Below are 21,303 nucleotides of genomic sequence, written 5' to 3' on the forward strand. Positions count from 1 at the left end.
ATCCGCTCATGAGCCAACGACCCGCCCCGCCGCTGCACTTCCCGGTGCGCATCCCGTTCGTCCAGCAACTGGGCTTGGAGCTGCACAGCCTGGGCAACGGCGAGGCGGAGATCCGGGTCGACCTGCAGGAAGGCCACCTCAACTCGTGGGAGGTGGCGCACGGTGGGGTGTTGATGACTTTGCTGGACGTGGCCATGGCCCACGCCGCACGCAGCATCCACCGCCACGACCCCGGCATGGGGCCGGGCGTGGTCACCATCGAGATGAAGACCAGCTTCATGCGCCCCGGCGAAGGCGAGCTGCGCTGCCACGCCAAGCTGCTGCACCGCTCCACCACCATGGCCTTCTGCGAGGGCTCGGTGTTTGGGGGCGACGGCCAGCTGTGCGCTCACGCCACGGGCACCTTCAAGTACCTCAAGGCGCTGCCCACGCAAGGGCGCAAGCTCAACAAGCTGACGCCGGCCACGCCACTCGTGGCAGCCGGGGACGCGGGCTGAAACCACGCCCGGTTCGGCGCATCGTGGTTTTCTGAAACGGCGTTCCAATAACGCGGCACAATGGGGCCCGCGTCAGCACCTTGCGGTGCGCGGTTGGCCAGGTGGCGACCCGGACCCTGCCGTCCGGCACCCCGCTCGGGGGCACGTCTCTGGCATGACGGTCAGCGCTCTCGGCCCCTCTGGCCGCGGGCGGCCGGCCCTTCGCCCTCGTCCCGATTCGCCCCGAAAGCCACCCGCCATGAAGATCGCCCTCATCATCGAGAACAGCCAGGCCGCCAAGTCCGAGATCGTCCACAACGCGCTCAAGACCGTGGCCGAGCCGCTGGGCCACCAAGTCCACCACTACGGCATGTACACGCCGGAAGACAAGGCCTCGCTGACCTATGTGATGAACGGCCTGCTGGCCGGCATCCTGCTGAACAGCAAGGCCGCCGACTTCGTCATCACCGGCTGCGGCACCGGCATGGGCTCCATGCTGGCCTGCAACAGCATGCCCGGCGTGTTCTGCGGCCTGGTCATCGACCCGACCGACGCCTTCCTGTTCGGCCAGATCAACGACGGCAACGCCATGTCCATGCCCTACGCCAAGGGCTTCGGCTGGGCCGCCGAGCTGAACCTGCAGGACTGCTACCGCAAGCTGCTGGAGAACGAGCGCGGCGCCGGCTATCCCAAGGAGCGCGCTGCCATCATGGCCAAGAACCGCGGCATCCTGAAGGACCTGAAGGCCGCCTCGTGCAAGGACATGCTGACCGTGCTGAAGAGCGTCGACCAGGACCTGCTGAAGGCCGCCGTGTCGGGCGAGAAGTTCCAGGAGCTGTTCTTCACGAACTGCCAGGACGACGCCATCGCTTCCTACATCAAGTCGGTCCTGGCCTGAGGATCCGATCCTCGCGACGGTCTCGCGGGCTGCGAGACTGTCGCGATGTCTGTTGCTCCACCCCACCTCACGCTGCGCACACTGACGCGCGGCGATGGCCTGTTGGGCCTGCGCCCACGCGGCCCGCTCGGCCCGCGCGGCGAGCAGGTGACGGTGGCAACGCTGGCGCGGCGAGATGCCGACGCCGAGCAAATCCTCCTCAAGCACGGCTTGATCGCCCTCGATCCCGCGCTGCTGCAATGGCGCGGTTCACCGCTGGTGCTGGGAGGTGAGTCCCTCTGGACACTGGTCCAGGAAGAATTCTTCGGCGACTTCCACGCCGAGGCCGTGCCGGCGCTGCAGGCGCTGGGCTGGCAGATCACGACCGAGCCGGGCTTTGCCCACCACAGCCAGTTTGTCAGCGGCTGGCAGCTGGGGCTGACCGAAGATACCGAAGCAGAACCCAAGCCCAGCCGCCGCGTCGAAGGCCTGGCGCTGGAGCGCCGCACGGGCGCCTGGCTCGTCAGCCTTGGCATGGAGGTGGACGGCAAGACGCTGGACCTGGCCCCGCTGATCGCCAACCTGCTGCGCCGCGACAAGCGCTGGCTGGACGCCGTGGCCATTGGCGCCATCGAGGATGACGCCATCGTGTCGCTGCGCGCGCCGGGCGGGCGGCGCTATCACGCCGTCGCCGCGCCGCTGAAGGCCATGATGCTGGCGCTGCTGGACCTGCTGAAGCCCGCCGAGCTGGAGAAGGGCAAGCCGCTCAAGCTGAACGAATGGGACGCGGATCGCATCCGTGTCATCGAGGACGAATCGCGCGGTCGCTGGCAGATCCACGGCGATGCCGGCCTGAAGGCGCTGGGCCGGCGGCTGCTGGCGGCCGGCGCGCCGGTGGCGTTCGAGCAACCGCCCGGGCTGGGCCTGGCGCTGCGGCCGTATCAGCTGCACGGCCTGGCCTGGCTTCAGTACCTGCGCGAGCAACACGTCGCCGGCATCCTGGCGGACGACATGGGCCTGGGCAAGACGGCGCAGGCGCTGGCCCATGTGTGGGCGGAAAAGCAGGTGGGCCGGCTGGACCGCCCGGCGCTGGTGGTCGTGCCCACCTCGCTGCTGTTCAACTGGCAGCAGGAAGCCGCGCGCATCGCGCCAGGACTTCGCGTCAAGACCTGGCACGGCCCGGACCGCGCAGGCGTCGACCTCGCCGACGCCGACCTCGTGCTGACGACCTACAACCTCGTCTGGCGCGACCTGCGCGCGCTGTCGGCCCGGCCCTGGCATCTGCTCATCCTCGACGAAGCCCAGTCCGTGAAGAACGCGCAGGCCCGCGCCGCGCGCGCGCTGCGCCGGCTGGACGCGCGGCACCTGCTGGCGCTGACAGGCACGCCGCTGGAGAACCACCTTGGCGAGCTGTGGTCGCTGTTCGACCTGCTGATGCCCGGCTTCCTCGGCGACTCGCGCACGTTCGGGCGCCACTGGCGCAAGCCCATCGAGGTCAACCGCGACGGTCCGCGCGCGCGGCTGCTGGCGGCGCGCGTGCGGCCCTTCATCCTGCGCCGGCTCAAGACCGAGGTGGCCACCGAGTTGCCGCCGCTGACCGAGCTGGTCAAGCGCGTGCCGCTCGTCGGCCAGCAGAAGCAGCTGTACGAGAGCGTGCGCGTCGCAGCCGACCACATGGTGCGCCGCATCCTGCAGCGCGACGGCTTCACGCCCACCAGCCTCATCAGCGTGCTGGACGCGATGCTCAAGCTGCGCCAAGTCTGCTGCGACCCGCGCCTCGTCAAGGGCGTGGAGATGGCGCCGCACACCGAGCGCGCCAAGCTCGAATGGCTGCGCGAGCACCTGCCGGCGCTGGTGGCGCAAGGCCGGCGTGTGCTGGTGTTTTCGCAGTTCACCGAGATGCTGGACCTCATTGCCGCCGAGGTGCCCGTGCCGCATCTGCGCCTGACCGGCGACACGCCTGCGTCCCAGCGCGGCGACATCGTGCGGCGCTTCCAGGCGCGCGAGGTGCCGGTGCTGCTGGCCAGCCTGAAGGCCGGCGGCGTGGGGCTGAACCTGACGGCGGCCGACACGGTCATCCATGTCGACCCCTGGTGGAACCCCGCCGTACAAGCCCAGGCCAGCGCCCGGGCCCACCGCATCGGGCAAGATCAGCCGGTGTTCGCCTACCAGCTGGTGGCCGAGGGCAGCATCGAAGAGCGCATGCTGGAACTGCAGGCCCGCAAGCGGGCGTTGGCCGATGGTCTGCTCGGGGCGGATGACGGCAGTGCGCTCACCAAATTCAGCGTCCCGGATGTGGAACGCTTGCTGGCGCCGTTGGAGGCTGAGGTGGGCTTGGGCCCGGGCGATTGACTCGGCGGCCAGCCGCCCGGCGCCGTGGACTCAGACGGTTTGCAGGGACGCCGGCACGGTGCCCGGGTGCCACACGTCGATCCAATCGCTCACGCGCACTTGCGCCACCTGGGGCAGCGCCTTCAGGCCCGCCAGCATCGCGTCGCGCTCCTCTTGCGTGACCGACTGACCGTTCACCCCGCCGAGGAAGGCTTCGGTCTGCGACAGCGGCAGGGCGCCGCCCAGACCGCCCAATTGAACACCCAGCGGCGAGGTCAGGCCTTCAGCAGCTTCCAGCAGTTGATCCAGACCCTGCTCGTCCAGGGGCTGCGTGAAGCTCAGTTCGATCCAGCATCCCACTTGCTGGAATTCGCCCACGCAGAGCTTCTTGCGCTGGCGGCGGTTCAAACGGGCTAGGCGGCGGCGAGAGAAGGACGAGATGATGTTCATGAACGCGATCCGGCAACGAAAAACGGGTCACGCCTTGCGGCGTAACCCGTTGATCTACTTCGATAAAATGGTCGGGACGGCGGGATTCGAACTCGCGACCCCTTGCACCCCATGCAAGTGCGCTACCAGGCTGCGCTACGCCCCGACTGAGCCTGTAAGTATAACCGGATTTTGAGGGCCGGCGAGCAATTCGTGCGTCAGGTCAGCAGCGTGGAGCGAATGGCCAGCAGTTCGGCGCGCACTTGCTCCAGGGAGGTGATGTTCTCCGCGGCCAGCACGGGCAGCGTGATCGACGCTTCGGCTGCCTTCAACGGGCGCGCGTGTTGAGGAGTGGGTGCGGCTTTCACAGGCATGACCCGCGACGCCAAAGCAGCCAGACCCGATTCGCCGTCGTCGTCCTCATCGGGCAGATCGTCGAGGTTGTCGGCCAGCGAGGCTGCCGCGTGGGCCTCATCGCGAAAGTTCTGGGCCGCGGAGGCAGCCGCCAAGCCTTCGCTGAGTTGATTGCGGGCACCACTGATGGTGAAGCCCTGGTCGTACAGCAGGTCGCGAATGCGGCGAATCAACAGCACTTCGTGGTGCTGGTAATAGCGCCGATTGCCGCGCCGCTTCATGGGCTTGAGCTGCGTGAACTCCTGCTCCCAGTAGCGCAGCACGTAGGGCTTCACGCCGCACAGTTCACTCACCTCACCGATGGTGAAGTAGCGTTTCGCGGGGATGGCGGGAAGCGCCTTTTCCATTGCAAATCAACAGGTTTGCCGAGGGGACTTCGGACTCTACTCGAAGTCTTCGGTCGCGGGCGCGTCGCCTTGAACCTGGCCCTTGAGCTTGTGGCTGGCGTGAAAGGTGACCACGTTTCGCGCCTTGATGGGGATGGATTCCCCGGTGCGCGGGTTGCGGCCGGGCCGCGAGGCCTTGCGCCGGATGTTGAAGTTGCCGAAGCCCGACAGCTTCACATCCTGGCCCTTGACGAGGCTGTCGTGCAGGATGTCGAAGAAGGCTTCGACCATGTCCTTGGACTCGCGCTTGTTCAGGCCGAGCTTGTCGAACAGCAGTTCCGACAACTCGGCCTTGGTCAGCGTGGGCGTCTCGAGGCTGCCGATGACGACAGCGGCCGCGTCCTTCTTGGTGTCGTGGGCGTCCATGAAATCTCCGGTCAACCGCGCAGCCGGGCGCCGACTTGGCTCGCAGCAGCGGCCACGATGGCCGCCACGGCGGCGTCGATGCGCTCGTCGGTCAGGGTCGTCTCGTCGTCGAGCAGTTCCAGGCGAACGGCCAAGGAGCGCTCATCCGCTTGCAGGTCGGTGGTGGCACCGGCCGCGGGCTTGAAGACGTCGAACAGCTTGGCCGAGCGCAGCAGGGCGCCGCCGGCGGTGGTGATGGCGGCCATCAGCGCGTCATGGGAGGTGCTGTCCTTCACCACCAAGGCCAAGTCGCGTTGCACCGCCTGTTGGCGCGGCAGCGGCTGTCCGTGCGGCAGCGTGCGGGTCAGGGCAGCGTCCAGGTCCAGTTCGAAAACCACGGGCGCACCGCCGGTGATTTCGTAGGCCTGGCGCCAGCGCGGGTGCAGTTCACCGACGATGCCGATGGGCGTGCCGTTCAGGCGCACGCAGGCGCTGCGGCCCGGGTGCAGCGCAGCATGCTCGGCGGCTTCAAAGGTCAAGGCCTGCGGGGCGAACAGGGCTTCCAGGTCGCCCTTGACGTCGAAGAAGTCGACGGCGCGGTCTTTCTGGCTCCACTGCTGTTGCTCGGCCGGGCCCCAGGCCAGGCCACCCAGGCGCAGCGGCTGGTCGATACCGGCGACGGACAGCGGCCCGTTGGCGACGGACGTATCGCGCTTGAACACGCGACCCAGTTCGAACACGCGAACGCGCGTCGCACGGCGGGCCTGGTTGTGGCGCAGCACCTGCACGAGGCTGCCGATCAGGCTGGTGCGCATCACTGACAGCGGTGCGGCGATGGGGTTGAGCAGCTGGATCGGGTCGGTGACGCCGGCCAGCTCGCGCTCCCAGCGTTCCTCGACGAAGCTGAAGTTGATGGTCTCGAAGTAGTCGCGCGCAGCCACGGCGCGGCGCAGTGCGTGCTTGGCCTGGCGCGATTCCGAACCGGTGCGACCCACGATGGGCGCGAGCGGCGCAGTGGAGGGCAGCGTGGGGTAGCCCAGCACGCGGATGACTTCCTCGATGAGGTCTTCCTCGATCTGGATGTCGAAGCGCCAGCTCGGCGGGGTCACCGTGATGGTGCCGTCAGCAGCGGTGAACGGCAGGCCCAGGCGTGTGAACACGCCTTCGCATTGCGCCTGGGTGACCGGCATGCCGATAACCTTGGCGGCGCGCGCGACGCGCAGCGTCACGGGCTTGGCCACGGGCACGTTGGGCGACTGGTCGTCCATTGGGCCGACTTGGGTGTCCGCCGTGCCGCAGATGTCGAGGATGAGCTGCGTGATGCGCTCGATGTGTTCGACGGTCTTGGACGGGTCCACGCCGCGCTCGAAGCGATGGCCGGCGTCGGTGCTGAAGTTGTAGCGACGGCCGCGGCCCATGACGGCCTCGGGCCACCAGAAGGCGGCTTCGACGTAGACGTTCTTCGTGTCGTCGGACACGGCGGTGTGGTCGCCGCCCATGATGCCGGCGAGGGACTCGACCTCGCGCGCATCCGCGATGACGCCGACCTTCTCGTCCACGGTGATGGTGTTGCCGTTGAGCAGCTTCAGCTGTTCGCCAGGTTGACCCCAGCGCACGACCAGGTCGCCGCTGATCTTGTCCAGGTCGAAGATGTGGGTGGGGCGGCCGTACTCGAACATCACGTAGTTCGAGATGTCCACCAGCGCCGTGACCGAGCGCTGGCCGCAACGCTCCAGGCGCTGCACCATCCACGCGGGCGTGGCCGCCGTGGTGTTGATGCCCTTGACGACGCGGCCCGAGAAGCGGCCGCACAGGTCCGGGGCTTCCACGCGCACCGCGAGCTTGTCGCCCAGCGTCGGCTTGACCGCCGGGAACTCGGGCTGTAGCAGCGGCGCGCCGGTCAGCGCAGACACCTCGCGTGCGATGCTGTAGACGCTCAGGCAATGGCCCAGGTTGGGCGTGAGCTTGAGGGTGAACAGGGTGTCGTCCAGCGCCAGGTGCTTTCGGATGTCTTCACCGACCGGGGCGTCAGCGGCCAGCTCCAGCAGGCCGCCATGGTCTTCGCTCAGCTTCAGTTCGCGGGCCGAGCACAGCATGCCGAAGCTCTCCACGCCGCGCAGCTTGCCGACGCCGATCTTGAACGGCTTGCCATCGGCGCCCGGCGGCAGTTCAGCCCCGACCGTGGCCAGGGGCACCTTGATGCCCACGCGGGCGTTGGGTGCGCCGCAGACGATTTGCAGCGGTTCGCCGTTGTTGAAGGCGGCGCCGGCGTTGACCTTGCACACGCGCAGCTTGTCGGCGTTGGGGTGCTGTTCGGCTTCGAGGATTTCGGCCACGACGATGCCGTGGAAGGGCGGCGCGACCGGGCGCAGCTCTTCCACTTCCATGCCAGACATGGTCAGCAGTTCAGCCAGTTGGGCGGTGGACAGCGACGGATTGCAGAACTCGCGCAGCCAGGACTCGGGAAATTGCATGATGACTCGTGAACTAGAAGGCTGGGCGGATCACTTGAACTGCGACAGGAAGCGCAGATCGCCGTCGAAGAAGGCGCGCAGGTCGTTGACGCCGTAGCGCAGCATGGCCAGGCGGTCGATGCCAGAGCCGAAGGCAAAACCGATGTAGCGCTCGGGGTCGAGGCCCATGTTGCGGATGACTAGCGGGTGCACCTGACCGGAGCCAGAGACTTCCAGCCAGCGGCCCTTCAGCGGGCCGCTCTCGAACATGATGTCGATCTCGGCGCTGGGTTCGGTGAACGGGAAGTAGCTGGGGCGGAAGCGCAGCTGCAGTTGGTCGGTCTCGAAGAAGGCGGTGATGAAATTCAGGTAGACCGCCTTCAGGTCCTTGAACGAGATGTTCTCGCCCACCCACAGGCCTTCGACCTGGTGGAACATGGGCGAGTGGGTCGCGTCGCTGTCCACGCGGTAGGTGCGGCCCGGCGCGATGACGCGGATCTCGGGCATCGTTTCCTGGCCGGCGTAGCGCTTGGCGTGCGCCTGCGCGTAGCGGATCTGCATCGGGCTGGTGTGCGGGCGCAGGTTCAGCCAGCTGCCGTTCTCGTCTTTCATGTCGACGTAGAACGTGTCCTGCATGGAGCGGGCGGGGTGGTTCTCGGGGTTGTTCAGCGCCGAGAAGCTGTACCAGTCGGTCTCGATCTCGGGGCCGTCGGCCACGTCGAAGCCCATGGAGGCGAAGATGGCCTCGATGCGCTCCATGGCGCGGGTGATCGGGTGCAGGCCACCGGTGCCGCGTTGGCGGCCGGGGAGCGTCACATCGAGGGCCTCGGCCTTGAGCTGCTTCTCGAGCTCTGCGGCGGCGAGCGCGTCGCGACGGGCGGTCAGGGCGGCCTCGATGGCCACCTTGGTCTGGTTGATCTCGGCGCCGCGGGTCTTCTTTTCTTCGATGCTGAGGGCGCCCAGGCCCTTCATCAGTTCGGTCACGCGGCCGGACTTGCCGAGGAAGCGCGCCTTGGCGTTTTCCAGTTCGGCGGGCGTCGGGGCAGCGGCAAAGTCCGCTTGCGCGGCAGCCAAGAGGGCGTCGAGATCAGACATCGGGAATTTGGAATGAGAAAGGGCCGACCCTGGTGGGCCGGCCCTCAAAGCTTGCGTGCTCCGGCGCAAACCGGAGCGGGTCGCAATCAGGCGAGCGCGGCCTTCACCTTGGCGAAGATGCTGGCGAAACCAGCCGGGTCGTTGACGGCCAGATCGGCGAGGACCTTGCGGTCGATCTCGATCTGGGCCTTCTTCAGACCTGCCACGAACTTGCTGTAGGACAGACCCAGGCCACGCGAGGCGGCGTTGATACGGGCGATCCACAGCTGACGGAACACGCGCTTCTTGGTGCGGCGGTCACGGTAGGCGTATTGACCCGCCTTCATCACCGCCTGCTTGGCGATGCGGAAAACGTTCTTACGACGACCGCGGAAGCCCTTGGCCAGGGCCAGGACCTTCTTGTGACGGGCGCGAGCGGTAACACCACGTTTGACGCGAGGCATATGTTTCTCCTTCTAGTCTTGGTGGATTACAGGCCGGCGAAAGGCAACATTTGAGCCATGTGGCCCATGTTGGTTTCGTGCACGTTCACAGCGCCGCGCAGCTGACGCTTGTTCTTCGTGGTCTTCTTGGTCAGGATGTGGCGCTTGAACGCCTGACCGCGCTTGACGGTGCCACCCGGACGAACGCGAAAACGCTTCTTCGCGCTGCTCTTGGTCTTCATCTTGGGCATGTGAATGCTCCTTTTAAGTATGTCCCTGGGGCGGTGCCGGAGACTCCGACACACTTGTTGGCCTCAGGAGACTTGTGAACCCGCCAGCGACCAAACCGACGGGTTAAACCTGCTTCGATCTCAGCGCTTCTTGGGCGCCAGGACCATGATCATCTGCCGACCTTCGAGCTTCGGCATGTTTTCAACCACCGCCACGTCCGCCAGTTCGTCGCGGATCCGCTCCAGCAGGCGCATGCCAATGTCCTGGTGCGTGATCTCGCGGCCCCGGTAGCGCAGCGTGACCTTGCCCTTGTCGCCGTCTTCAGCGATGAAGCGGCGCAGGTTGCGCATCTTGATCTGGTAGTCGCCTTCGTCCGTGCCCGGGCGGAATTTGACTTCCTTGATCTCGATGATCTTCTGCTTGGCCTTGGCTTCCGCAGCGCGCTTTTGTTCCTGGTACTTGAACTTGCCGTAGTCCATCAGCCGGCAGACCGGCGGGTTGGCGGTGGCAGAGATCTCGACCAGGTCCACATCCATATCGCCCGCCATGCGCAGGGCTTCCTGGATGCTGACGATCCCGATGGGTTCATTCTCGGGGCCGTTCAGACGGACTTCGGGAGCCATGATTTCGCGGTTCAGGCGGTGCTTGCGCTCTGGAATCGCACGACGGTCGGCAAACGTAGCGATGGTGTGGACCTTTCAAGGGGCCCAGGCGAGGGCCCAAACAAAAACGAATCGCGCCCGGACGGCGGTCAGACTTTGTTGGTGATGTCTGCGGAGATCCGGTCGAGGAAGTCCTGCAGGGGCATCACACCAAGGTCTTGGTTGCCACGGGCGCGTACCGCAACGCTGCCGTTCGCCTTTTCCTTGTCACCCACGACGAGGATGTACGGCAGCTTTTGCATGGAATGCTGACGGATTTTATAGGTGATCTTCTCGTTGCGCAAATCGGCCTGAGCCCTAAGCCCTTGTTTTTGCAGCGATTTCACGATTTCCGCGACGTAATCGGCCTGGGAATCGGTGATGTTGGCCACGACCACCTGCGTCGGAGCGAGCCAGGTGGGCAGTGCGCCGGCGTGCTGTTCGATCAGGATGCCGATGAAACGCTCCAGGCTGCCGACGATGGCGCGGTGCAGCATCACGGGGTTCTTGTGCTGGCCGTCTTCGTCCACGAACTCGGCGCCCAAGCGGCCCGGCATGGAGAAGTCGACCTGCATCGTGCCGCACTGCCACTGGCGGCCCAGGGCGTCTTTCAGCGTGTATTCGATCTTGGGGCCGTAGAAGGCGCCATCACCCGGGGCGATGACGAAATCCACGCCCGAGGCACGCAGGCTTTCCATCAGCGCATGCTCGGCCTTGTCCCAGATTTCATCGGAGCCGATGCGGGCATCCGGCCGCGTCGCGACCTTGTAGATGATGTCCGTGAAGCCGAAGTCCTGGTAGACCTTCTGCAGCAAGGCCGTGTAGGCGACGCACTCGGGCAGGATCTGGTCTTCCGTGCAGAAGATGTGGCCGTCGTCCTGCGTGAAACCGCGCACGCGCATGATGCCGTGCAGGCCGCCCGTGGGCTCGTTGCGGTGGCACTGGCCGAATTCGCCGAAGCGCAGCGGCAGGTCGCGGTAGCTCTTCACGCCGTGCTTGAAGATCAGGATGTGACCCGGGCAGTTCATCGGCTTGAGCGCGTAGTCGCGCTTTTCCGATTCGGTCGTGAACATGTTGTCGCGGTACTTGTCCCAGTGGCCCGTGGCTTCCCACAGCGTTTTGTCGAGCAGCTGCGGACCCTTGACCTCCTGGTAGCCGTTGTCGCGGTAGACGCGGCGCATGTACTGCTCCACCTCCTGCCACACCGTCCAGCCCTTGGGGTGCCAGAAGACAACGCCCGGGGCGTGCTCGTCGATGTGGAAGAGGTCCAGTTCCTTGCCGAGCTTGCGGTGGTCGCGCTTCTCGGCCTCCTCCAGCATGGTCAGGTACTTCTGCAGGTCGTCCTTGCTGGCCCACGCCGTGCCGTAGACGCGTTGCAGCATCTCGTTGCGGTGGTCGCCGCGCCAGTAGGCGCCGGCCACTTTCATCAGCTTGAAGTGCTTGAGCTTGCCCGTGCTGGGCACGTGGGGGCCGCGGCACAGGTCTTCAAACTTGCCTTCGGCGTACAGCGACACATCCTGGTCGGCCGGGATGCTTTCGATGATCTCGGCCTTGTAGGCCTCGCCCATGGCTTTGAAGTGCGCCACGGCTTCGTCACGCGGCAGCACGCGGCGCACCACCTTTTCATCCTTCTTGGCCAGCTCGGTCATCTTGGACTCGATGGCGGCCAGGTCTTCCGGCGTGAAGGGGCGCTTGTAGGCGAAGTCGTAATAGAAGCCGTGCTCGATGACCGGGCCGATGGTGACCTGGGCGTCGGGGTACAGCTCCTTCACCGCGTAGGCCAGCAGGTGGGCCGTGGAGTGGCGGATCATGTCCAGGCCGTCTTCGTCCTTGTCGGTGACGATGGACAGTTGCACGTCGCGGTCGATGACGTGCGACAGGTCGACGACCTTGCCGTCGACCTTGCCGCCGAGGGCCGCCTTGGCCAGGCCGGTGCCGATGCTGGCGGCCACCTCGCCCACCGTCAAGGCGGCAGGGAATTCACGGCGCGAGCCGTCGGGCAGTTGGATGGAAATCATGGGGTGCTCCGTTCGTGGGGCAGAAATGAAAAAGCGCGGCCACTTGCCGCGCTTGGTTTCTTGCCCGAAGGCAGGCGTGACGAGCCGCGGCCGACTAGGTACCGGTGAAGGTGGTCGTAGTTCGCGGTGTCATAACCAGGGTGCCTTTCTCGCTCTTGTGAGGGGAGGGAGCCCGGATTCTAAAGGCTCAGGGCCTGGATGGTGTCCTGGCGCGTGAGCGCCGCGAAATCATCGGCCAGCCGCTGGCTGGCCGCCACGGCGGTGCGCCAGCGGCGGCGGCGTTCCTCGGCGTCGAGCTTGATGAAGTCGTTGCGGTCGGGCAGCTTGGCCCCGGGCAGGCTGGCAATCCACTCGGGCGACGGGCACAGCAGCACCACGTTGTCCAGGAAGGCGGTTGCCCGGTGGCGGTGCTTGAGCGCCTTGTCCAGCCAGCCGGGCACGACCTGGCGCTGGAAGTGTGGGTACAGCACCAGCGGTGCGTTGGCCTGCTGCAGCGCGCGGTAGTCCAGGTGCAGGTGGTAGTCGGTGATGCCGCCGTCCCAGTAGGCACCGCGCGGCGCGCCCGGCAGGTCGTGTTGGGCCTGGAGCCAGAACGGGATGGAGCAGCTGGCCAGCAAGGCCCCACGCAGGTTGGCCCGTGACAGGTGCACCTCGCGGCTCGTGAAGTCGTTCAGCCCAAGCGGCAGCCGGTCGCGCGGATCGGAGAAGACCACCCGCTCCAGGAACCGCCCCAGCAGCGGGCGCGACATCGCATTGGCCGCGAACGCGCCCAAGTAGCCCAACGGCGTGCGCAGCTTGCCTTCGCGGGCCAGCAGGCCGGCGCGGCCGCGCGAGGTGACGATGTGCAGGCGCAGGCGCGGGTGGGCCAGCACCTCGGCTTCGCGCCCTTCGAAGATCTCCGCCAGGATTTCGCCGAAGCGCCGGCTCACGCCCTCCGGGCGCGGTCGGGTTTCGCCCGGCAGCACGTCGTACTCCTGGGTGACGTAGGCCTCGGCCATCACCTCGAACGCATGGGCCACGCCCCGGTGGGCCAGGGCGGCCGTGGCCATGCGCCAGGCGCCGATGCTGGCGCCCACTAGGTGCACGGTGTGGCGGCTCTGGGCGAGCCAGTCGCCAAATATCAGGCGGTCCAGCCCGTTGAGGATCAAGCCTTTGGGCCCGCCCGCGGCGGCGGGGATCAGGCCCACATCCTCGGGCCGCAGGCCGCGCTCGGCCAAGCGGGCCCGGGCGGCCGGGCCGGCAAAGAGTTGAAGGGCAAGAGCAGTCATTGCCCGACACCATAGCCGAGCACCGGGCGGCTGCGTGCTGCTCTGGCGACGTCAGCCCCCACTCGCCGTGAACTCAGAACTTGTGTTCCCAGTTCGCGGACCACCACGCCACGGGCTTGCGTTCGCTGAGGTTGTAGTCCGGCAGGCCGGCAATCAGCACGCGGGTGCCCTGCTTGGGCTGGAACAGGCCATTCACGCTCAGGCGCACGCTGTCTTGCTTGCTGAGTTGCATCGCGGCGAATGCATCGAGCGAGCGGGAGGCGAGGCTGTCCTGGCTTTGCAGCGCGGTCTGCTGCACGGTGAACTTCGGCGCAATCTGCGCGCTGAAGCCCATGCTCAGCGGCACGGCCTTGAACCGGTAGTCCGCACCGAAGTTGAACTGCCAGGGCTGCTGGCCTTCCAGGCGGTTGTCGGGGCCCGGGATGTCAGCCACATGCGAGCGGTAGAGGTTCAGCGAGGCCCGCAGGCTCAGCGCCGTGGTCGGCTCGAACAGGCTGGGGAACAGCTCGGCGGCGCGGCCCTTGACCTCCAGCTCCAGGCCTTCCGTGGTGGCCTTGCTGAGGTTGATCGGCTTGGCCACCCAGCGCGGTTGGCTGGACCAGCTGACGCTGTTTTCCAGGGCCAGCGCGTTGCGGATGAGGCCGGTGATGCGGCGGTGGAACACACCGACCGACACCATGCCGCCGGCCGGCAGGTAGGTCTCCCAGGCTGCGTCCAGGCCAGTGGCCAGTTCGGGCTTGAGGTTGGGGTTGCCCACGCGGTCGGGCGCCGTCTGCGTGTTGGTGCGCGCGTTCAGGCCGGTGGCGGGGTAGTCGGTGTTGATGGTCGGGCGGGCGATGAGCTGCTGCACATCGGCGGCCTTGTAGCTGCGCGTCAGGCTGGCGCGCACCAGGTCACGGCCCTTGGGATCGGGCTTGTAGTTCAGGTGCAGCAGCGGGGTGGTGACCTTGCTGGTGCTGTTGAAGTCGCTGCCCACGCCGGCGCTGACCGTCTTGATCTGCTCGTGGCGCATGCCGAAGTAGGCGGACCACTGCTTGCTGATTTCCCACTCGTCCTGCGCGTAGACGGCGCTGCGGGTGATGGTGGCGTCAAAGGGTTGGCCTTCGATGCCGGGCAGCAGGTCCACGCCGTTTTCGGTGGTGCGGCGGGTTTCGTCGCGGGTGCGGCGTTCCAGCTCGCTGCCCACCGTCACGGTGTGGGCTTCGCCGGCGTACTGGCTGTACTTGCCGGCCAGCGTGGCGTTGCGGTTGCGATTCTCGCCCGTGGTGCTGCGGGCCACGGTTTGCACGCCGTTCTTGTCGCGGCCGAGGAAGTCGAAGTTGAAGTCCGCGCCGCCGCTGCCGGCGCCGGCCCGCAGCTCGATGCGCTTGTCTTCGTCGAAGCGGTTGTTGTATTGCAGGTTCAAGCGCTGCGCGTTGAACGTGCCGCGGTTGTGCGTGGTGTCCAGCACGCTGCGTGGGCGCACGCTCTTGACCGGGTCGTAGAACACTTCGGTCGTGGTGTTGTCGCCATCGTTGAAGAAGCGGTTGGTGACGAAGAAGCCCTGCAGCGTGAGGGTTTCGTCGTCGCCCAACTTCCAGTTCAGGCGGGGCGACACGTTGGCGCCGCGGCCGTGGCTGTGGTCGGTGCCGGTGCTGCTCAGGCGCGTCAGGCCGCCGTCGCGCAGGCGCTCGCCGTCCGTGTGGTTGCGGTTGTCCCACTGGTACACCGACACCGGCAGCACAAAGCCCAGGCCGCCCACCGTGCGGTTGCCGTAGGTGAAGCCGCCGTTGATGACCGGCTTCTCATTGGCATAGGCCAGGCCCAGGCGCAGGTCCTTCTGCACGATGCGCGGGGCATCTTTCAGGATGATGTTCAGCGTGCCCGCGATGGCCTGGGCGCTTTGGTCGGCGGTCGGGGCCTTGGTGACCTCCAGGCGTTCCACCTGTGCGGGGTTCAGGTTGTCCAGGCTGAATCCCGGGGGCGCGGGCTCGCCGTTCACCAGGATCTGCGTGTAGGCGCCGCCCAGGCCGCGCATGCGCAGTTGGCCGCCCGACACATTGATGCCCGGCAGGCGCTTGAGCACGTCGCTGAGTTGCGAGTCCCCGAACTTGTCCAGCTCCTCGCGGCCGTACAGCTGCTTGGCCACCGGCTCGCGGCGGCGCAGGTCGGTGTCGGTTTGCTGGCGCGTGACCGACACGCGCTCCAGCTGCTGGTTGCTGGGCGTTGGGGCGGCGTTGGTGGCGCGGTCCACCTCCTGCTGGGCCAGAACCAAGGCAGGGCTGAGCAACAGCAGCGAGGCGAGGGCGGTGGTTTTCAAGAACAGGACTCCGAGGGTTCGATGCGGCCGGCAGCGTAGCGGCGCGGCGGGGTGCGCGCATCTGGTGTGCGACCAGTTGCCGTTTCCGGGGCGTCAATCGACAGCCCGGGGCGCGGGCCGCGATCATGACAGCGTGGTGTGACGGTGACGAAGGTCAGATTCCCACCGGCACCCTCGGAAGCGAGCTGCGTCAGCGCTTGAGCTTGGCGAAGGCCGCCGCCATGGCGTTGCCGCCGGCCGGCTGGACGTCGCGCCCACCGCCACCGCCTTGGCGCTCATGCCGAGCGGCCGGGCGGAAGGCGTTGTCCGTCTTGGGGCCGCGCGGGGCTTGGGCGTCCAGCTTCATCGTGAGCGAGATGCGCTGGCGGGCCAGGTCGACCTCCAGCACCTTCACCTTGACGATGTCGCCGGTCTTGACCACCTCTCGGGCGTCGTTGACAAACTTGTTGCTCAGCTGGCTGACGTGGATCAGCCCGTCCTGGTGCACGCCCAGGTCGACGAAGGCGCCGAACTGCGCCACGTTGCTGACCGTGCCTTCCAGCAGCATGCCGGGTTGCAGGTCCTTCACGTCTTCCACACCGTCGTTGAAGCGCGCCACCTTGAAGTCCGGGCGCGGGTCGCGGCCGGGCTTTTCCAGTTCGGCCAGCACGTCCTTCACGGTGATGAGGCCGAACTTCTCGTCCGCCAGCAATTCGGGCTTGAGCGTGCGCAGCACCTCGCTGCGGCCGATGACTTCGTCCGCCGGGCGCTTCAGCAGGCCCAGCGCCTTTTCCACCAGTGGGTAGGTTTCGGGGTGCACGCCGGAGAAGTCCAGCGGGTTGTCGCCGCCGCGGATGCGCAGGAAGCCAGCGGACTGCTCGAAAGTTTTGGGGCCCAGGCCCGTCACGTCCAGCAGCTGCTGGCGGTTTTTGAACGCGCCGTGCGCGTCGCGCCAACGCACGATGCTGGCGGCCACCGAGGCCGACAGGCCGGACACGCGGGCCAGCAGCGCGCTCGACGCCGTGTTCAGGTCCACGCCCACCTTGTTCACGCAGTCTTCCACCACAGCGTCCAGCGCGCGGGCCATCTCGCTCTGGTTGACGTCGTGCTGGTACTGGCCGACGCCGATGCTCTTGGGGTCGATCTTGACCAGCTCGGCCAGCGGGTCTTGCAGGCGGCGGGCGATGGACACCGCGCCGCGCAGGCTCACGTCCAGGTCCGGCAGTTCCTTGGAGGCGAACTCGGACGCCGAGTAGACCGAGGCGCCGGCTTCGCTCACCACCACCCGCTCGATCTTCACGCTCGCGTCCAGCGCCTGCAGCTTCTTGATGAGCTCGCCGGCCAGCTTGTCGGTCTCGCGGCTGGCGGTGCCGTTGCCGATGGCAATCAGGTTCACACCGTGCGTGGCGCACAGCTTGGCCAGGGTGTGCAAGGCGCCGTCCCAGTCGCGGCGGGGCTCGTGGGGGTAGACGGTGGCGGTGTCCAGCACGCGGCCGGTGTCGGAGACGACCGCCACCTTCACGCCGGTGCGGATGCCCGGGTCCAGCCCCATCACCACGCGCTTGCCCGCCGGTGCGGCCAGCAGCAGGTCGCGCAGGTTCTCGGCGAAGACCTTGATGGCGGTGGCCTCGGCAGACTCACGGAGGCGCGCAAACAGATCCCGCTCCAAGCTGAGCGAGAGCTTGACCTTCCAGGTCCAGGCCACGGTCTTGCGGATCAGTTCGTCCGACGGGCGGTTGGCATGGCGCCAGCCGAGGTGCGAGGCGATGCGGCCCTCGGCCAGGCCGGGCTTGCCGGCCACGGGCTCTTCGTCCAGCACCAGCTTGGCGTCCAGCAGCTCCAGCGTGCGGCCGCGGAACACGGCCAGCGCGCGGTGCGAGGGCACGGTGCGGATGGGCTCGGCGTAGTCGAAGTAGTCGCGGAACTTGGCGTGGTCCGGCAGCTCGCCGTTCTTGCCGTCCATCAGCTTGCTTTGGAACAGGCCCTCCTCCCACAGCCATTCGCGCAGCTTGCCCACCAGCACGGCGTCTTCGGCCCAGCGCTCGCTGAGAAGGTCACGCACGCCGTCCAGCACGGCGAAGGCGTCGGCAAAGCCGCCCTCGGCATTGATGAACTTGGCGGCCTCGTCCATCGGCACGAGCGCGGGGTTGGCGAACAACTGGTCCGCCAGCGGCTCCAGGCCGGCTTCGCGCGCGATCATGCCCTTGGTGCGGCGCTTGGGCTTGTAGGGCAGGTAGAGGTCTTCCAGCTCCTGCTTCGTGGGTGCGGCGCGCACGGCGGCTTCCAGCTCGGGCGTGAGCTTGCCTTGCTCGGCAATGCTCTTGAGCACGGCCTCGCGGCGCTCGGCCAGTTCGCGCAGGTAGGCCAGGCGAGCGTCCAGTTCACGCAGCTGGATGTCGTCCAGGCCGTCGGTGGCTTCCTTGCGGTAACGGGCGATGAAGGGCACGGTGGCCCCGCCGTCCAGGAGGTCGACGGCGGCTTGAACCTGGGCGGGCCGAACCATCAGTTCGGCGGCAATCTGGGAGACGATGGGGTCCACAAATACAAAGGGCGCCGCGACAGGCGCCCGGAGTCACACGCGGGGCCCGCATTCTGCCAAACGCGCTGTGGGCGCCCGGCTCGGGTTCAGCGGCCCTGGATGCGCTGCCGCCAACGGTCGTGGATGGCGCGGGCCGTGCCGTTGGCCTGGATGATGCGCAGCCCATCGTCAAAGGCGGCGCGCAGGGCCGTGCCCAGCGGGTGCGTCCGCGAGAAGGCGGTGTAGATGCCAAAGGCATCCAGTTGCCCGACCACCTTGAACCGGCCGGCCAGCTCGGGGTGGCGCTGGAACAGCAGGCGGGCGTTGGCGTCGGGCGATAGGGTGTATCGCGCCCGGCTCTTGAGCAGAAGGCGGAAGTTTTTTTCGTCCTGCCCGGTGACCACGCGCACGATGCGCGGGTTGCCGTCGAACTCGGTGCCGTATTCATACCCGCGCGTCACGGCCACCTGCTGGCCCTCCAGGTCGCGCACCATCAGCCCGCCCGGGCGCGTGACGACGTCGTCCACCAGCCCCCAGATGAGGAACCGCTCCTCGAACATCGGGCGAGACGTCCAAAGGTAGTCCTTCTCGATCTGCTCGGTGCGCGTGGTGTTGAAGCAGGCCGCCAGGCTGCCCGACTTGGTTTGCGCCATGCAGCGGGCGTAGGGCAGCGGCTCCATGCGCGCCGTGATGCCTACCGCCGCGAAGGCGGCCGTCACCAGGTCCACCGTCAGGCCTTGGGCCCGGCCGTCCACCAACGCCGAGTAGGGAAACCAGTCGTCTTCCGCCCCCACCACCACCGTGCGGGCCTGCGGCCAAGCTGCCGGCGTGCTCAGCAGGCCAGCGAGGGGCAGCAGCAGTTGACGCCGGCGCATGGGAGGCGAGGAATTCAGGAGTGGGAGTCAGGTCAGTCTAGGGCGGCGGCGGGCTCGCACATGTCAGGGAGAAACACGATTCCCACGGGTTACTGCGGGTTTGCCGCAGGGGTGGAGCTTCCTACAGTCCGCCCCGCAGTACCGACAACACCACAACAACGGAGACAACACGATGCGCAGGTTCCTCTCGCGACGCTTCCCGCTGGTCGTCCTCGGCGCTGCTGCGCTGGTGGGCGCAGCCTTTGCCACCAACTATTCGCTCTGGATCAACGGCCGCACCGGCGGCGGCGTGGCCGGCAACTACGCCGACTTCACCTACTGGGGCCCCGCCAGCACGGCGGCCGGTGTGAACAAAAAGGCCGTCAACTGGGACGGCTACAACCACATCTCCGACCAGAACTACCTCATCCGCAACGCGCTGGACTGTTACTGCACCGGCACCAATTGGTGCTACGTGGCCGCCCACAGCGCGGGTGACTTGATGATCGGCTACACGTTGTCGCTGTACGGCGGCAGCACCCGCTACAAGAAGAACGCCACCCCCGGGCCGGACGGCAGCTGCGCCAACAGCGACGGCAGCACCCAGACCGGCTGGAACATCAAGTGGGTGAACGTGGCGGCCGGCGCCGGCGGCGGCAGCGAGCTGGCCAATGCGGGCGACTGGGCCTTGAGCGAGCCGCTGGTGAGCGACCTCAAGACCGGCACCGCCCGCGCGCTGTACGACCACAACAACACCCGCGCCAAGATGTTCTACATGTGGGCGGGTTCCAAGGGCACGCTGTACTCCTTCGTGCTGCCGGGGCAAGACGACGAAGCCGTGGCCTACCACTCGGCCGGCGGCATTTCCGGCTCGGGCGGCGCCAGCTACTGCAACCCCAGCGACTGGTTCTGCAACGACCTGACCCTGGGCACCGCCCCGGCCGAAGGCGGGAAGGCCAAGTGGAGCAACCACAGCGTGGTGTTCCGTGACGATGCCGAGGCCTACAACCACTACACCAACGGCAACTGGCAAGGCACGGTGGGCCTGGTGCGCCAAGACATGGTGAACAACGCCAAGTGAAGCGCGCTGCGGGGCTGGCCGGCGCCCTGTTGGCCGGGGTGCTGGCTTGGTGGGTGTGGCCGCAAGACGCGGCAGCCCCCGCGCCCGCGCAGCCCGCGGCAGCCCCAGCGCACCTGGCCTTGGCGGCAGCATCGGGGGCCGCCTCGCGGCCGCAGGGCTCGCCGTTCACCGACGCGGCGCTGCGCGAGCGCCTGAGCCAGCGCCAGGCGCTGCTGCAGCGCCTGGAGCGCGCCAAGGTCACGCTGGCCACCTACCGCGAGCAAACGCGTTACCCGCACGAGTCCCGCCCCATCGCCGAGCACCCGGACCAGGTGCACCCGTTCGCCCCCATCCGCGAGAGCCTGCCGCTGCGATTTCCGGGCACCAAGGCGGCCGTGCCTGGCGTGCGCATCCTGACCACGCAAGACCGCGTGTTCATGAGCGGCGAGGAGGTGGTGAAGGTCAGCGTCACGGCGCAAGACGATGCCGGCCAGACCCTGCCGCTGCTGGTGACGCGCGCCGTGGCGTTCGACCTGCCGGACCCGCGCCAAGCCGCCGGCCGGCCGCAGCTGGCGCTGGACTTCGCCGGCAGCGACGGGGTGTACAGCACCCAATTCCAACCCTCGCGCACGGCGTTTGCCGACTTTGCCGGTACGCTGCGCCTGCAGGTCACGCTCAGCCAGGACGGCCGACAGGGCGTGGTGAACTTCGATGTGGTCTACCAGCCGCTGGTGCCCGCCGAGTGGGGCGCCATCACCGAACGCGTGGCGGACGGCTCGCTGGATTTCAACGTCGGCTTGAACGTCAAGCGGGCGGGCCGCTACGTCGTCAGCGCCCGGGTGGACGACGCCCGGGGCGAGCCGTTTGCGTTGGTCAGTTTCAACGATGAGCTGGGCGCGGGGCCGCAAGTGGCCCGGCTGCGCCTCTTCGGCAAACTGCTGCGCGACGGCGCCCCCGCCATGCCGCTGCGCCTGCGCGACCTGCAGGGTTTTCTGCTGATGGAAGACCGCTTTCCCGACCGCGCCATGCTCGCGCGCCGGGAAGGCGTGGTGCACCGCAGCGGCACCTACCCGCTCAAGGGCTTTTCCGACGCGGAATGGACCAGCGAGGAGCGCAACCGCTACCTTGCGGAGTTCAGCCGCGACGTGAGCCAGCTGGAAGGCCAGTTGGCCCGCACCGCCGGGCCCTGAATCCCCTCAGACGCCAC

Annotated in this window: 18 protein-coding genes and 1 tRNA gene; 5 read left to right on the forward strand and 14 right to left on the reverse strand. The window is 67.4% G+C overall.

Features of this window, described 5'->3' with window-relative positions; translation table 11 throughout:
- The first annotated feature begins 8 nt into the window (after positions 1 to 8).
- The 3 genes from ACG01O_RS19830 (at position 9) to ACG01O_RS19840 (ending at position 3,705) form a co-directional block, all read left to right on the forward strand.
- Positions 9 to 497 (forward strand): PaaI family thioesterase, encoded by a 489-nt coding sequence (locus ACG01O_RS19830; RefSeq protein ID WP_394387142.1) that lies wholly within the window; start codon positions 9 to 11, stop codon positions 495 to 497.
- A 238-nt stretch (positions 498 to 735) separates the two neighbouring features.
- Complete coding sequence (locus tag ACG01O_RS19835; protein WP_394387143.1) at positions 736 to 1,374, forward strand: RpiB/LacA/LacB family sugar-phosphate isomerase; 639 nt, start codon at positions 736 to 738, stop codon at positions 1,372 to 1,374.
- 45 nt (positions 1,375 to 1,419) lie between these two features.
- Positions 1,420 to 3,705 (forward strand): DEAD/DEAH box helicase, encoded by a 2,286-nt coding sequence (locus ACG01O_RS19840; protein WP_394387144.1) that lies wholly within the window; start codon positions 1,420 to 1,422, stop codon positions 3,703 to 3,705.
- A gap of 30 nt (positions 3,706 to 3,735) precedes the next feature.
- Here ACG01O_RS19840 and ACG01O_RS19845 read toward each other — a convergent pair whose 3' ends face one another.
- The 14 genes from ACG01O_RS19845 to ACG01O_RS19910 form a co-directional block, all read right to left on the reverse strand.
- Entirely contained in the window at positions 3,736 to 4,134 is a 399-nt protein-coding gene (locus tag ACG01O_RS19845) for a 50S ribosome-binding protein YggL (protein ID WP_394387145.1), read from the reverse strand.
- 68 nt (positions 4,135 to 4,202) lie between these two features.
- Positions 4,203 to 4,279: transfer RNA gene (locus ACG01O_RS19850), tRNA-Pro, on the reverse strand.
- Between the two features lie 52 nt (positions 4,280 to 4,331).
- Complete coding sequence (locus tag ACG01O_RS19855) at positions 4,332 to 4,874, reverse strand: MerR family transcriptional regulator (RefSeq protein ID WP_394387146.1); 543 nt, start codon at positions 4,872 to 4,874, stop codon at positions 4,332 to 4,334.
- Positions 4,875 to 4,910: 36 nt separating this feature from the next.
- Positions 4,911 to 5,279, reverse strand: coding sequence for an integration host factor subunit alpha (locus tag ACG01O_RS19860; protein WP_394387147.1), 369 nt, complete (start codon positions 5,277 to 5,279; stop codon positions 4,911 to 4,913).
- A gap of 11 nt (positions 5,280 to 5,290) precedes the next feature.
- Complete coding sequence (pheT, locus tag ACG01O_RS19865; RefSeq protein WP_394387148.1) at positions 5,291 to 7,732, reverse strand: phenylalanine--tRNA ligase subunit beta; 2,442 nt, start codon at positions 7,730 to 7,732, stop codon at positions 5,291 to 5,293.
- A gap of 30 nt (positions 7,733 to 7,762) precedes the next feature.
- Complete coding sequence (gene pheS / locus ACG01O_RS19870) at positions 7,763 to 8,806, reverse strand: phenylalanine--tRNA ligase subunit alpha (protein WP_394387149.1); 1,044 nt, start codon at positions 8,804 to 8,806, stop codon at positions 7,763 to 7,765.
- An 86-nt stretch (positions 8,807 to 8,892) separates the two neighbouring features.
- Entirely contained in the window at positions 8,893 to 9,249 is a 357-nt protein-coding gene (gene rplT, locus ACG01O_RS19875; protein ID WP_025564000.1) for a 50S ribosomal protein L20, read from the reverse strand.
- Positions 9,250 to 9,275: 26 nt separating this feature from the next.
- Positions 9,276 to 9,479 (reverse strand): 50S ribosomal protein L35, encoded by a 204-nt coding sequence (rpmI, locus tag ACG01O_RS19880; protein WP_028601240.1) that lies wholly within the window; start codon positions 9,477 to 9,479, stop codon positions 9,276 to 9,278.
- Between the two features lie 120 nt (positions 9,480 to 9,599).
- Complete coding sequence (gene infC / locus ACG01O_RS19885) at positions 9,600 to 10,145, reverse strand: translation initiation factor IF-3 (protein ID WP_132570088.1); 546 nt, start codon at positions 10,143 to 10,145, stop codon at positions 9,600 to 9,602.
- A 65-nt stretch (positions 10,146 to 10,210) separates the two neighbouring features.
- Positions 10,211 to 12,118, reverse strand: a complete 1,908-nt coding sequence (gene thrS, locus ACG01O_RS19890; protein ID WP_394387150.1) for a threonine--tRNA ligase — start codon at positions 12,116 to 12,118, stop codon at positions 10,211 to 10,213.
- Positions 12,119 to 12,297: 179 nt separating this feature from the next.
- Positions 12,298 to 13,386, reverse strand: a complete 1,089-nt coding sequence (locus ACG01O_RS19895; RefSeq protein WP_394387151.1) for a patatin-like phospholipase family protein — start codon at positions 13,384 to 13,386, stop codon at positions 12,298 to 12,300.
- Between the two features lie 73 nt (positions 13,387 to 13,459).
- On the reverse strand, positions 13,460 to 15,685 hold the full coding sequence (locus ACG01O_RS19900; protein WP_394387152.1) for a TonB-dependent receptor plug domain-containing protein: 2,226 nt from the start codon (positions 15,683 to 15,685) through the stop codon (positions 13,460 to 13,462).
- Positions 15,686 to 15,875: 190 nt separating this feature from the next.
- Entirely contained in the window at positions 15,876 to 18,167 is a 2,292-nt protein-coding gene (locus tag ACG01O_RS19905; protein ID WP_394387153.1) for a Tex family protein, read from the reverse strand.
- 122 nt (positions 18,168 to 18,289) lie between these two features.
- The gene (locus ACG01O_RS19910; RefSeq protein ID WP_394387154.1) at positions 18,290 to 19,057 is read right to left on the reverse strand and encodes a substrate-binding periplasmic protein; all 768 of its coding nucleotides are present in this window, start codon (positions 19,055 to 19,057) and stop codon (positions 18,290 to 18,292) included.
- Positions 19,058 to 19,229: 172 nt separating this feature from the next.
- Between ACG01O_RS19910 and ACG01O_RS19915 the strand changes: the two genes are divergently transcribed.
- Both ACG01O_RS19915 and ACG01O_RS19920 read left to right on the forward strand, forming a co-directional pair.
- A complete protein-coding gene (locus tag ACG01O_RS19915; RefSeq protein ID WP_394387155.1) occupies positions 19,230 to 20,117 on the forward strand; it encodes a hypothetical protein in 888 nt (295 codons plus the stop codon).
- Positions 20,114 to 21,286: a hypothetical protein gene (locus ACG01O_RS19920; protein ID WP_394387156.1), complete on the forward strand. Its 1,173-nt coding sequence runs from the start codon at positions 20,114 to 20,116 to the stop codon at positions 21,284 to 21,286. Before ACG01O_RS19915 ends, ACG01O_RS19920 begins: the two co-directional genes overlap by 4 nt.
- The last annotated feature ends 17 nt before the right edge of the window (positions 21,287 to 21,303 follow it).

It is taken from the genome of Pelomonas baiyunensis (genome assembly GCF_043555935.1).
Lineage (GTDB): Bacteria > Pseudomonadota > Gammaproteobacteria > Burkholderiales > Burkholderiaceae_C > Pelomonas > Pelomonas baiyunensis.

Coding starts and splice junctions, on each gene's coding strand:
- ACG01O_RS19830 (WP_394387142.1), top strand. CDS start 9: ATGAGCCAACGACCCGCCCCGCCGCTGCACTTCCCGGTGCGCATCCCG.
- ACG01O_RS19835 (WP_394387143.1), top strand. CDS start 736: ATGAAGATCGCCCTCATCATCGAGAACAGCCAGGCCGCCAAGTCCGAG.
- ACG01O_RS19840 (WP_394387144.1), top strand. CDS start 1,420: ATGTCTGTTGCTCCACCCCACCTCACGCTGCGCACACTGACGCGCGGC.
- ACG01O_RS19845 (WP_394387145.1), bottom strand. CDS start 4,134: ATGAACATCATCTCGTCCTTCTCTCGCCGCCGCCTAGCCCGTTTGAAC.
- ACG01O_RS19855 (WP_394387146.1), bottom strand. CDS start 4,874: ATGGAAAAGGCGCTTCCCGCCATCCCCGCGAAACGCTACTTCACCATC.
- ACG01O_RS19860 (WP_394387147.1), bottom strand. CDS start 5,279: ATGGACGCCCACGACACCAAGAAGGACGCGGCCGCTGTCGTCATCGGC.
- pheT (WP_394387148.1), bottom strand. CDS start 7,732: ATGCAATTTCCCGAGTCCTGGCTGCGCGAGTTCTGCAATCCGTCGCTG.
- pheS (WP_394387149.1), bottom strand. CDS start 8,806: ATGTCTGATCTCGACGCCCTCTTGGCTGCCGCGCAAGCGGACTTTGCC.
- rplT (WP_025564000.1), bottom strand. CDS start 9,249: ATGCCTCGCGTCAAACGTGGTGTTACCGCTCGCGCCCGTCACAAGAAG.
- rpmI (WP_028601240.1), bottom strand. CDS start 9,479: ATGCCCAAGATGAAGACCAAGAGCAGCGCGAAGAAGCGTTTTCGCGTT.
- thrS (WP_394387150.1), bottom strand. CDS start 12,118: ATGATTTCCATCCAACTGCCCGACGGCTCGCGCCGTGAATTCCCTGCC.
- ACG01O_RS19895 (WP_394387151.1), bottom strand. CDS start 13,386: ATGACTGCTCTTGCCCTTCAACTCTTTGCCGGCCCGGCCGCCCGGGCC.
- ACG01O_RS19905 (WP_394387153.1), bottom strand. CDS start 18,167: ATGGTTCGGCCCGCCCAGGTTCAAGCCGCCGTCGACCTCCTGGACGGC.
- ACG01O_RS19910 (WP_394387154.1), bottom strand. CDS start 19,057: ATGCGCCGGCGTCAACTGCTGCTGCCCCTCGCTGGCCTGCTGAGCACG.
- ACG01O_RS19915 (WP_394387155.1), top strand. CDS start 19,230: ATGCGCAGGTTCCTCTCGCGACGCTTCCCGCTGGTCGTCCTCGGCGCT.